Annotated in this window: 11 protein-coding genes and 1 pseudogene; 7 read left to right on the top strand and 5 right to left on the bottom strand. The window is 45.5% G+C overall.

Annotation, left to right across the window (positions count from 1 at the left end; all coding sequences use genetic code 11):
- The 5 genes from Q0095_RS02590 to Q0095_RS02610 all read right to left on the bottom strand — a co-directional run.
- Window positions 1–267: anaerobic C4-dicarboxylate transporter family protein (locus Q0095_RS02590; RefSeq protein WP_297881083.1), on the bottom strand; the 267-nt coding region annotated here is incomplete at its 3' end.
- A gap of 286 nt (window positions 268–553) precedes the next feature.
- Window positions 554–1,960: an aspartate ammonia-lyase gene (locus tag Q0095_RS02595; RefSeq protein WP_005870686.1), complete on the bottom strand. Its 1,407-nt coding sequence runs from the start codon at window positions 1,958–1,960 to the stop codon at window positions 554–556.
- 315 nt (window positions 1,961–2,275) lie between these two features.
- Window positions 2,276–2,875 (bottom strand): DedA family protein, encoded by a 600-nt coding sequence (locus tag Q0095_RS02600; RefSeq protein ID WP_297881085.1) that lies wholly within the window; start codon window positions 2,873–2,875, stop codon window positions 2,276–2,278.
- 232 nt (window positions 2,876–3,107) lie between these two features.
- Window positions 3,108–3,932: a peptidylprolyl isomerase gene (locus Q0095_RS02605; protein ID WP_297881087.1), complete on the bottom strand. Its 825-nt coding sequence runs from the start codon at window positions 3,930–3,932 to the stop codon at window positions 3,108–3,110.
- Between the two features lie 115 nt (window positions 3,933–4,047).
- Entirely contained in the window at window positions 4,048–4,884 is an 837-nt protein-coding gene (locus Q0095_RS02610) for a MetQ/NlpA family ABC transporter substrate-binding protein (protein WP_297881089.1), read from the bottom strand.
- Between the two features lie 233 nt (window positions 4,885–5,117).
- On the opposite strand from Q0095_RS02610, the gene Q0095_RS02615 reads away from it, so the two are divergent.
- The 7 genes and pseudogenes from Q0095_RS02615 to Q0095_RS02645 form a co-directional block, all read left to right on the top strand.
- The gene (locus tag Q0095_RS02615) at window positions 5,118–7,769 is read left to right on the top strand and encodes a valine--tRNA ligase (RefSeq protein WP_297881091.1); all 2,652 of its coding nucleotides are present in this window, start codon (window positions 5,118–5,120) and stop codon (window positions 7,767–7,769) included.
- A gap of 40 nt (window positions 7,770–7,809) precedes the next feature.
- On the top strand, window positions 7,810–7,956 hold the full coding sequence (locus tag Q0095_RS02620) for a hypothetical protein (protein WP_297880516.1): 147 nt from the start codon (window positions 7,810–7,812) through the stop codon (window positions 7,954–7,956).
- Window positions 7,957–8,016: 60 nt separating this feature from the next.
- On the top strand, window positions 8,017–9,003 hold the full coding sequence (locus Q0095_RS02625; protein ID WP_297881094.1) for a diaminopimelate dehydrogenase: 987 nt from the start codon (window positions 8,017–8,019) through the stop codon (window positions 9,001–9,003).
- 43 nt (window positions 9,004–9,046) lie between these two features.
- Complete coding sequence (locus tag Q0095_RS02630) at window positions 9,047–10,036, top strand: methionine ABC transporter ATP-binding protein (protein ID WP_297881096.1); 990 nt, start codon at window positions 9,047–9,049, stop codon at window positions 10,034–10,036.
- 918 nt (window positions 10,037–10,954) lie between these two features.
- Window positions 10,955–11,188, top strand: a complete 234-nt coding sequence (locus Q0095_RS02635; RefSeq protein ID WP_297881098.1) for a hypothetical protein — start codon at window positions 10,955–10,957, stop codon at window positions 11,186–11,188.
- A complete protein-coding gene (locus Q0095_RS02640) occupies window positions 11,188–11,850 on the top strand; it encodes a response regulator transcription factor (RefSeq protein ID WP_297881100.1) in 663 nt (220 codons plus the stop codon). Before Q0095_RS02635 ends, Q0095_RS02640 begins: the two co-directional genes overlap by 1 nt.
- Window positions 11,843–12,042, top strand: a pseudogene (locus Q0095_RS02645) (sensor histidine kinase); the annotation flags it as partial. The gene Q0095_RS02640 and the pseudogene Q0095_RS02645, both read left to right, overlap by 8 nt.

Here is a 12,042-nt window from a genome sequence, read left to right on the forward strand (position 1 = left end):
TTTTGGGTGTTTTCTTAGTATTCCTTCGGCTATTTGTACCAAATAATCGAGTCCTCCTGCTACTTGCATAGCCGTAATAGCGGCGATAACAGACATAATGATTAAAATGACGTCCCATGGTATACTGCCCGCTTTTAGACCAAGCCCCAACGTAAGAATGACGACGCCAAGACCGCCTGCATAGCCTATAGCCATACCACCTAGTCTAACACCCAAAAATATCGCACCGAAGAGTACGATCAATTGCAATATCAATGAAATGTCCATTGCAAAACTCCTTATAAAGTAATTTTTTTAACGGCGCGCAGAATTCTAAAGATTTCAGCAGGTAAAATCCGAATTATCTTTATAATTCAGTGGTCGGAATTCTATGCGGAATTTTATCTTAAAATTTCGCAAGCGGAATTTTACTCCACGGAAGCTAAATCTAACTTGATGAAATTCTGCATCTACGGAATTCTGCACGATAAATCTTATCTATTTAGAATTCTACTTTGCGGAATTTCGCCTATTAAATTAACCGACGAAATTCCGCGCCGCACCTAGTTTGAAACTATTTTTTGCTCATATGTGGGTTGAGCATAGATTTAGGCTCTAGGATCTTATCGATCTCCTCTTTTTTCAAATATCCGCGCTCTAAGCAGATTTCGCCGACAGATTTTCCTGTTTGCAACGCCTCTTTGGCGATACTTGCGGATTTTTCGTAACCGATGTATGGGTTGAACGCTGTAACGATACCGACGGAATTTAGCACCGATTTTAGGCAAGCTTCAGGGTTTGCTTTTAGATGTTTGATAGCTTTTTCAGCTAGTGTATTCATCGCATTTTCCAAAAGCACGATCGAGTTAAATAGCGCATATGCGATGCCAGGCTCAAACGCATTAAGCTCGAATTCTCCGCGCTCGGAGCAAAGCATAATCGTAACGTCGTTGCCGATAACCTCGTAGCAAGCCTCGCCTACGACCTCAGCGATGACCGGATTTACTTTACCCGGCATGATGGAGCTGCCCGGTTGCATCTTAGGAAGCTCGATTTCGCCCAGGCCGCATCTAGGACCGGAGTTCATAAGACGTAGGTCGTTTGCGATTTTGCTTAGGCGGACGGCTGCTGTTTTTAACGCGCCGCTAACGTGGACGAAGTCTGCGGTGTCTTGCGTAGCGGCGATGAAATCCTCTGCAGCTTTAAATTTAACGCCGGTGATTTCACCCAGTTTTTTCTCGACTACGTTTTTGTAATCAGGGTGGCAGTTGATGCCCGTACCAATCGCCGTAGCGCCCATATTTAAGTAAGTCATCGACTCTCTAGCAGCTTTGATAAGTGCGATATCGGTTTTGATGTAGGTAGCAAAAGCGTTGAAAGTGTTTCCAAGAGTGGTAGGAACGGCGTCCTCAAGCTCCGTCCTTCCCATTTTGATGACATCTTTGTATTCTTTGGCTTTAACTTCAAGCTCTTTTTTCAAATTTTCCATAGCTTTTAGTAGATCGGTTAGCTTGGCGTAAGCGGCGACTTTGATCGAGCTAGGATAGGTATCGTTGGTGCTTTGACCTAAATTTGTGTGGTCGTTTGGATGGAGGTATTGGTATTCGCCCTTTTTGTGTCCCATGCTCTCCAAAGCTATGTTAGTAATGACCTCGTTGGTATTCATATTCGTCGAAGTTCCGGCGCCGCCTTGGATCATATCGACTACGAATTGATCTCTGAACTCTCCTGCGATGAGCCTGTCGCAAGCTTTTGCAATCGCATCGGCTTTTTGTGCGTCTAGGACTCCGACCTCTTTATTGGCTAGCGCAGCTGCTTTTTTGATTTGTGCAAATGCCTTGATAAAAAATGGATAGTCTTTGAGCGCTCGTCCGCTTAGATGGAAGTTCTCTAGTGCCCTAAATGTCTGCACACCGTAGTAAAAATCGTCGGAAATTTCTAATTCTCCGATGAAATCGTGTTCTTTTCTGGTCTTTGCCATAATAAGTCCTTTCGTTGAAATTGTTAATGGAATTTTAAAGCTTTTAGTATTAAAAGCAGCTTAAAACGTAACGAAAAATTAAAATTTAGAAATTAGTATGATTGTTTAAGGCTTTAAATAGAATTTTACTTAAAAAATATTTTGGAATTCGCTACTAAGGCATAATTGCACTTTAATAGAAATATCGTATTGCACGCAGATTATGAAAGTGAAATTATAAAAATTCTTGTTTAGCTTAAATTATAATTTGAAAAATTTGAACTTAAAGGCGATAAAATGGAATTTTTTATTGTATTTGTATTTACTAGCGCGGAGCTATTTTTTGCGTTTTATAAAATAAATATATAGGAGCGAGATTATAATGACGATGGCGAACAGAGCGATCGTAATTAGATGCAGATCTTGCTTGATTAACTCCTCGTTTTCGCCGATGAAATATCCTAAGCTCATCAGTATTAATGTCCAAATCGCAGCTCCAAGCCCAGTAAATAGCACGAAGCGCGCGACATTCATCTTTGCAAGGCCCGCAGGAAGGCTGATGTATTGACGAATGCCTGGAATTAGGCGGCAGTTAAACGTTGAAATTTCGCCATGACGGTTAAAAAACGCTTCGAATTTTGCAAATTTCTCCTCGGTGATGCCTACGTATTTGCCGTATTTAACGATAATCTTACGTCCAAAAAAGTAGCATAGATAGTAATTAAACAGCGCGCCGGTGATGCTGCCGCCAAGCCCACAAACAAATGCCGCAATAAAGCTCATCTGCGATTTTGAGGCCAGATAGCCCGCAGGGATCATCACTACTTCACTTGGGAAAGGAAAGAAGCTGCTTTCTAAAAACATCATCACAAAAATGCCAAGGTATCCCCAACCTGCGACAAATTCTACGATAAAATTTACGATATTAGAAAGCATTTGAATTCCTTGATTTAATATGTAAAAACCAGCTGAGCTTAAAATTTCGCGAAATTTAGCATCGGCAGAGCAAATAAGTTTGGAATTTAACAATCCGGCGATACAAGAGCGAGCTTAATTTTACAAAATTTAGCGCATATAAAACAAAGGCGCGGGCTAAAATTTATCCCTGCAAGTTGCGCCGCAGCGAACTTGCATATAAATTTAATAGCCTCGCGCCTTAAAATTAAAACTATTTTGCGTATTCGATGTTTAGTTTGCCGAATAGCTCATTAGCCTTGTCATCGATTTTTTTGTTTACTTTGCTTGGAAGTAGCTGATTTTTGATGAGATCTTTTACCTTTTCAAACGGCATAGTCTCAGCCTTTTTGCTGCTTTCTTTGTAGATTACATGATATCCGAATTGTGTCTTTACCGGCGTTTTGCTCATCTCACCATCTTTTAGCGCAAACGCTGCTTTTTCAAACTCCGGCACCATCATCCCTTTGCCAAAAGAGCCCAAATCGCCACCGTTTTCTTTCGCACTTGGATCGATTGAAATTTCTTTGGCTAGCTTATTAAATTCCTCTTTTAAATTCTCTTTTTTGACTTTTGATAGCTTCGCAATCGCGTTTTTAGCAGCCTTTTCGTCTGCTACTAAGATATGACTTGCGGTAACGGAATCTGGTTGCATGAAATTCTGTTTATTTTCATCGTAAATTTTTTTAGCTTCCTCGTCGCTGATGCTTACGTCTTTAGCCTGTTCGCGTTGCCATAGATTAAATGCGATGCCATCTTTAGCAAGCTCTAGCTGATGTTTATATTCGTCGCTGTTTTCAACGCCTGATTTTTTCGCCTCTGCGATTAGAAGTTTGTATTTGATTAGATCGTCGATTAGTTTTTTCTTCTCATCGGCGGTCGGTTCCTGTCCGCCGTGCTGCATACCTTGAGCCAAAAACGGTGCAACATCCTCATCCGTAATAGTGATATTTGCGTCTTTTGCAGTAGCCAAAACGCCTGCATTAAGCGAAGATATAGCCATAGCGGCAACAAAGCTGAAAGATAAAATTCTTTTCATTATTTTTCCTTTATTCGGTAAATTTCGCGCAATTATAAAAAAAGATAGTAAACAAAATAGCGAATGTCAGCAAATTCGGCGCGAATCCTGCGCCGAATTTTAAAAAGAGGAGGAGTTAAAACGATGGAATGATTGCGCCTTTATATTGCGTCTCGATAAATTTTTTCACTTTCTCGCTTTGAATCGCTTTATCTAGCGCCTTGATTTTAGGGCTGTTTTCGTTGCCTTCTTTAACGCTGATGACATTTGTGTAAGGGTTGCCCTCAGCCTTTTCTAAAAATAGCGAATCCTTGATTGGGTTTAAATTTGCGTTAAAGGCAAAATTTGAGTTGATGACTGCAATATCGACATCGCCCAGGGTGCGTGGAAGCGCGGCGCCTTCAAGCTCTAAAATTTCTAAATTTTTAGGATTTTCCCAATGGTCAATATAATCAGTTACAACTCCAATTAATGCAATTTTTTTATTATCTATGCAAATAATATCTGTATTTCCAAGTTTTTCATCGTTTTGATCTACTTCGATGAGCCCCGCGGCTACGAGCAGATCAAGTGCGCGGCTTTCGTTAGTCGGATCGTTCGGCACGGCAACTTTGGCACCGTTTTTAAGATCTTTTAAATTTTTAATCTTATGACTGTAGATGCCCATCGGCTCTAGGTGCACGCCCACGGTCGCTTTTAACTTCGTGCCTTTATTAGCGTTAAATTCCTCCATATACGGCACGTGCTGGAAAAATCCCGCATCCACGTCGCCGCTATCGGTAGCGAGGTTCGGGGTTACGTAGTCGTTGAAAACTTTTACTTCAAGATCGTAGCCTTGGGCTTTTAGATCGGGCTTGATCTGCTCTAAAATTTCGGCATGCGGTATCGGAGTAGCGGCGACTACGATTTTTTCGGCAAGAGCGAAGCTGACGACGCTAGCGCTAAGAAGCGAAGCGAGAAGAAATTTCTTCATATTTAATCCTTTTGGTTAAAATTTCGCGGTATTATAGCAGGTAGAATTTTTAATGTCAAGTGCTTTTATATGATTTTTTAAAATTTTATCTAAAATATTCTAAAATTCGATATTTCTATATATATTTAAATACTACATTTTATTGTATAATGCAGAATTGGCACGCTTTAATGAGCGCTTTACAAAAATTCCGCTAAAATCGCAAAATTTAAAATTTTAAAAAAAGGCTGAAAATGGCAGATTTTTACGACGCGAAAGCCGTAGAGGAGAGTTTTTATAAAATTTGGGAGCAGCGCGGTTATTTCGAGATCGACGGCAATAAAGATATCCAGCAAAAAGGCAAAAACTTTTGCATTATGATGCCCCCTCCAAACGTCACCGGAGTGCTTCATATCGGGCATTCGCTCACTTTTACCTTGCAAGATATCATGACGCGATACAAGCGAATGGACGGCTACCGCACGCTTTGGCAGCCGGGGTTAGACCACGCAGGCATCGCGACGCAAAACGTCGTCGAGCGCGAGCTTTTGACGCAAGGGATCAAAAAAGAAGAGATAGGGCGTGAGGAGTTTTTAAAGCACGTTTGGCGCTGGAAGGAGCAAAGCGGCGGGCAGATCGTAAAGCAGATGAAGCGTCTTGGCGTCACGCCTGCATGGAGCAGACAGCGCTTTACGATGGACGAAGGGCTTAAAAACGCCGTGCGCAAAGCCTTCGTAAACCTATACGACGCGGGGCTCATTGTGCGCGGAAACTACATGGTAAACTGGTGCACGCACGACGGCGCGCTAAGCGACGTGGAGGTAGAGCATAAGGAAAACAAGGGCAAGCTCTATCATTTGCGTTATTACTTTGCGGGCGAGCAAAATTCAAACTCTTGCAAAGATTCGCGCGAGACGAGCCGCAACTACATTGTTGTCGCTACGACGCGCCCCGAAACCTACTTCGGCGATACCGCTGTAATGGTAAATCCCGCGGACGAACGCTATAAAAATTTGATCGGCAAAAAAGTCGTGCTGCCGCTAATCGGCCGCGAGATAGAGATCATCGCCGACGAATACGTCGATATGAGCTTCGGAACGGGCGCGGTTAAGGTCACGCCTGCGCACGATACCAACGACTACGAGGTCGGCAAGCGCCATGAGCTGGAGTTTATCACGGTATTTGACGAAAAAGGAATTTTAAACGAGCAGTGCGGTAAATTTAGAGGCTTAGAGCGACTTGCCGCGCGCGATCAGATCGTAGCGGAGCTTGAGCGGCTGGGTTTTATCGAAAAAATCGAGGATTACGAAAATCAAGTCGGCTACTGCTACCGCTGCAAAAACGTCGTCGAGCCGTACATTTCGCAGCAGTGGTTCGTGCGCGCGGATATCGCAAAAGAGGCGATCTCTAAGGTAAATTCCGGCGCGGCGGAATTTTTCCCGAAACACTGGATCAATAGCTTCAACGCCTGGATGCGCGAGCTGAAGGACTGGTGTATCAGCCGCCAGCTCTGGTGGGGGCATAGAATTCCCGTGTTTTACTGCGACTGCGGCCATCAGTGGGCAGATGAGCGCGAGAGCCCCGATGTTTGCCCAAAATGCGGCGGCAAAAATTTTACTCAAGATCCCGACGTGCTCGATACGTGGTTTTCAAGCGGTCTTTGGCCGATCAGCACGCTTGGCTGGGGCAACGGCGAGGCTCTGAAAAACGAGAAGTGGTTTGAGGAGGATTTGAGCGAATTTTATCCGAATACCATGCTGATTACGGGCTTTGACATTTTGTTTTTCTGGGTCGCGCGCATGATGTTTCAGTGCCAAAACGCCATGGGCGAGCTGCCGTTTCGCGACATCTACCTGCACGCCTTAGTTAAGGACAAAGACGGCAAAAAGATGAGCAAATCGAGCAAAAACGTAGTCGATCCGCTGCTAAAAATAGACGAATTTAGCGCCGATATTTTGCGCTTTACGCTTACGATTTTGTGCGTGCAGGGCCGCGATCTGCGCCTTAGCGACGATAAGCTTTTGATATATCGAAATTTTACGAATAAACTTTATAACGCGAGCAAATTTTTGCTTTTAAACGCTTCTAAATTCGACGATTTGGACGCGGCGCGGGTCAAAACGAGCCTCGGTAAATATATGCTTTCGCGCTTTAACTGCTGCGTGAGCGCGGTGCGGGAAAATTTAGACGAATACCGCTTCAACGACGCTGCGACCGAGCTTTATAAGTTTTTTTGGGACGAGTTTTGCGACTGGGGCATCGAGCTTAGTAAGGCGGACAAGGCCGCGATCGGCGAGCTAGGGATGATTTTTAAAGAAGCGATGAAGCTACTGAGCCCATTTATGCCGTTTCTAAGCGAGTATCTGTATCAGGAGTTAAGCGGCACGAAGCTGCAAGACGCGCGCTCCATCATGGTGATGCGATACCCGCAGCCAGGTGGGCGCGACGAGCGGATCGAGGAGCTATTTTCGCTCGTTATTGAAGCGATCGTTAGCATTCGTCGCGCAAAGGCGACGATCGAGCTTGGAAACGCGCGCGTAGCCAAAGCCTACGTCAAATCCGCAGTCGATCTAAGCGCCGCTGCGGACTACATCAAAACGCTAGCAAAGGTAGATGAAGTGGAATTTACGCAGCAAAATATCGCAAATTCCGCCCGCGACGTAAGCGAGAATTTAGAAAGCTTCGTGCCGCTTGAGGGGGTCGATCTTGGCGGCGTGATTTCGCGCCTTAACGCGCAAAAAGCAAAGCTGCAAAAAGAGATCGAAAAGCTCTCTGCGATGCTAGGCAATGAAAAATTTATCTCCTCTGCGCCTGCCGCCGTCGTCGCCGCAAACCGCGAAGGGTTGCAAAGCGCGCAGGAAAAATTCGCCAAAGTATGCGACGAGCTAAAGGCGTTTGGCGAGTAGTCCGCTCGTTTGAGTCTAAATTTAAATCAAGGAGAAAAATATGTCAAAAGGTAGTATCGGTGGATTTACGTTAGGCACGGTCATAGCCGTCGCACTATCATGGGGAGTCAATAAAAGCATAATGTGGGCGATAATCCACGGATTTTTAAGTTGGTTATACGTGATTTATTATTTCCTACTGAGGTAAAATTTCATCGGCGGCGCGCCGTTTTACGCGCTAAATTTTAAAATTTATCAAGGATAAAAAATGAGCGAAAAAATAAAAATAGCGGTTTTGGGATATGGAAATTTAGGTCGCGGCGTAGAGCTTGCCGCGCGGAATAGTAAGGATTTAGAGCTTTCAGTGGTTTTTAGCCGCAGAAATCCAAGCGAAGTAAAAACATGCGGCGCACCCGTGTTTAGCGCGGATGAAATTTTAGCGCACAAGGGCAAATTTGACGTTTTGGTGCTTTGCGGCGGTAGTGCGACGGATCTACCGACGCAAACGCCAGAGTTTGCGCAGAGCTTTAACGTCGTCGATAGCTTCGATACGCACGCTAAGATCCCAGAGCACTTCGCCGCGGTAGACGCCGCCGCCAAAAAAGGCGGAAATGTAGCCATCATCGCCGTGGGCTGGGATCCGGGTCTGTTTTCGCTAAATAGACTATTCGGCGAGAGCGTGCTAGAAAACGGCAGCAGCTACACGTTTTGGGGCAAAGGCGTGAGCCAAGGCCACTCGGACGCCATCCGCAGGATCGAGGGCGTCGTGGATGCACGCCAATACACCGTGCCGATAGAAAGCGCCTTGAAGCGAGTTCGCGCGGGTGAAAATCCAAATTTAACTACGCGCGAAAAACACCTGCGCGAGTGCTACGTCGTAGCAGAGGACGGCGCCGATAAAGCGCGCATAGAAAAAGAGATAAAAACAATGCCGAATTACTTCGCCGACTACGACACGAGCGTGCATTTCGTAAGTCTTGCGACGCTTAAAAAAGAGCACGGCGGCATCCCTCACGGAGGATTCATCCTGCGAAGCGGAGCGACGGGCGAGCGCGGTGAAAATAAACATCTGATCGAGTTTTCGCTAAAGCTTGACTCAAATCCCGAATTTACCGCAAGCGTGCTCGTAGCCTACGCCCGAGCGGCGTATCGCTTGGCGCAAAGGGGCGAGCGCGGCGCGTTTAGCGTATTTGACATCGCTCCGGCGCTTCTTTCGCCAAAGAGCGCAGACGAGCTAAGGCGCGAAATTTTATAAATTTCTGGGGCGTTTCGGCGGAATTATGAACGAGGAAATCTGAGTGATAAAGATAGAAAATTTAAAGAAATTTTACGGAAAAACCTGCGTGATCGACGATGTGAGCCTGGAAGTAAAGCAGGGCGAAATTTTTGCTATCGTCGGCCGCAGCGGCGCGGGTAAAAGTACTCTGCTGCGCTGCATAAACGGCCTTGAGGACTATCAAGAAGGAAGCCTCAAAGTAGAGGGCAGGGAGGTAAGAGAGCTAAGCGGCGCGCAGATCCGCGAGCTGCGCAAAAATATCGGTATGATTTTTCAGCACTTCGCGCTTATGAGCCGCCGCAGCGTCGCGCAAAACGTTGCCACGCCGCTTGCGTTTTGGGGCCATCCCGAGGATCATACGAAGCGCCGCGTCGCCGAGCTTTTGGAGCTCGTGGGGCTTGCGGATAAAGCAAATGCCTACCCCAGCGAGCTTAGCGGCGGACAGAAGCAGCGCGTGGCAATCGCGCGCGCGCTTGCATTAAGCCCTAAAATTTTGCTATCCGACGAGGCGACCTCGGCGCTTGATCCCAACACCACCGCGCAAATTTTATCGCTTCTGCGCCGCATCAATCGCGAGCTAGGCATCACGATCGTGCTCGTCACGCACGAGATGGAGGTCGTAAAGGGCATCGCGCAGCGCGCGATCCTGCTTAAAGGCGGGCGCGTGAGCAACTCGGGCGATATTGTCTCGCTGTTTTTGCACCCGGATGAGAATATGAAGGAGTTTTTGGGCGAGGAGGAGGTGCTGCCCGCAAGCGGCGTGAATATCAGGCTCTTTTTCCCGCCTGCGGTTGCGTTTGACAGCGTGATCACGCATATGGCGCGCGCTTTGGAGATAAATTTTAACATCGTTTGGGGCAAGCTCGAGCGCCTCGATAAAAACGTCGTCGGAAGCCTCGTTATCAACGTAGAGCCCGCACACGTCGCGCGCGTGGAGGAGTTTATCAAAAAGGCGGGCGTAATCTACGAGATCGTAAGCGAGGATGAGATCAAAGATCACGCCATTTCGTAGGCGTGAAATTTAATATTTTTTCTATCGCTCGCAGCACCAGGCAGCGCGGCTTTGCCACCTTTTGCAGGCGTTAAATTTTACTTTTTTGCGCGCTTGCGCTGGATAAAATTTATGGGCGGTATCTGAAATTTAAATTTATAAGAGCGCCGAAGAGCATGAGCGATGCGCGCGGGCGTTAAAATCCGCCGCACTTGCATTACGCGCATTAAATTTCGTCGCGCGGGTAGTACTGAGACGCGGATGGTGCGGTTCAGTATGAAAATTTCATTCTGGCGTTTAAGGCGTGAAATTTTAATTTTATATCTCTGCGCGGTGCGTTGAAGCATGAAATTTTAAATTGCTTCGCCGTGCGCGGAATTTCAAAGCGCAAGATTTTGCTTTGGTGCGGTCGTGACTTTAAAATTTAAAATTTGTGCTTTAAATTTTATCGGCAGCAATGCCTGCGGCGAAGGGCGATTTAGAATTATTAACCGCCGTGGTTAGTGGATTTAAAAATTCACGCGCCGCACTAAATTTAAGGGCTTACGCGGCATGGCGAATTCAAAAGCTCGCGCGAGGTCGCGAACTCAAAGGCTGGCTCGGCGTTTTTGATTTGATGTGCGCGTCGTGGCATTAGTCGTGGCATTACAAATTTAATTAGTTTAGCCGGCGGTTTAAATTTCTATTTTGCCTCGATAAAATAAGCTCGGCAATGCGCTGTTGGCGTGCGCCCTCGCTAGCTTTGATTCGCGTTTAGAATTCGACTAGCCGTAGCGAGCGATTTAAATTTCAGAGATCGCGACCGACCGAGCGCATTTAAGCCGCTCCGCGTTTGAAATTACAGGCGTTTAAATTTAAATTTGAATTTTTTTCGGAATTTCACACATACTTCACTTTTACGGAAGTATAATTCCGCTAATTTCTTTTAAGGAGTACGTAATGAAAAAACTTACTTTGTTTGCGCTTAGTGCGCTATTTGCTGGCACTTTTGCCGTAGCTGCCGACATGGGCATGAAAGATGAGATGAAGGACGCCAATACATCAATGCATAATGGTGCGAAAGAGATGAAGGGCGACATGAAAGATATGCACAAGGATGCTATTAAAGAGGGTAAACATATGAAGGATGAGATGAAAGGCGAAATGAAAAAAGAGATGAAAAAAGAGATGTAGTGAGTAAAATTTTACTCGTAGAGGACGATGAGACGCTTTGCGATCTCATCGGCGAATATCTAAAAGACGCGGGCTTTGACGTATGCGTTTGCAGCGACGCTCAAAGCGCCGCGGATCTTGCTTATGAACAAAAATTTGATCTTTTTATCTTTGACGTAAAAATCCCCAAAGGCGACGGATTCTCACTTTTAAAAGAGCTACGCAAGAGCGGCGATCGCACCCCTGCGATATTCGCCACGTCGCTAAATACGCTTGATGATCTTGAGGTTGGTTTTAAAAGCGGCTGCGATGATTATCTCAAAAAACCATACGAGCTAAAAGAGCTGTTGCTGCGCGTTAATTCTCTCATAAAGCGAAACTTCAGCCACAATTTTGATGATTTTGTAACTATTGACGACGAGTTTAAATTTTACTTTGCAAGCAAAGAGCTACGCAGATCGGGCGTGCCCGTCGCGCTTTCAAACAAAGAGCGCGAGCTGCTGGCACTTTTTTTACAAAATAAAAACAGGCTTTTAAGCAAGGATGAAATTTTCTCCGCGATCTATGTTTTTAACGAAACGCCAAGCGAAGAAGCGCTGCGAACTTATATCAAAAATTTGCGCCGCATCCTAGGCGAAGAGCATATCATAAATCGCCGCAACGCAGGGTATCTGTATGTCTGAAAAGACCGCTTTAACGCTTAAAATTCTATCTTTATATCTCATTTCAAGCGCATTATTTTTAGGATATTTTTTCAAGATAAATTACAGGATGAACGAAGCCGCGCTACTTTCGCACAGGATAAAAGAGCTAAAAGAGATCAAAATGATGATCTATATGAAAGCAAGTATGGATGGGCTGGAATCGCTAGCGGA

Origin of the sequence: uncultured Campylobacter sp., assembly GCF_938045535.1 — a bacterium.
GTDB lineage: Bacteria > Campylobacterota > Campylobacteria > Campylobacterales > Campylobacteraceae > Campylobacter_B.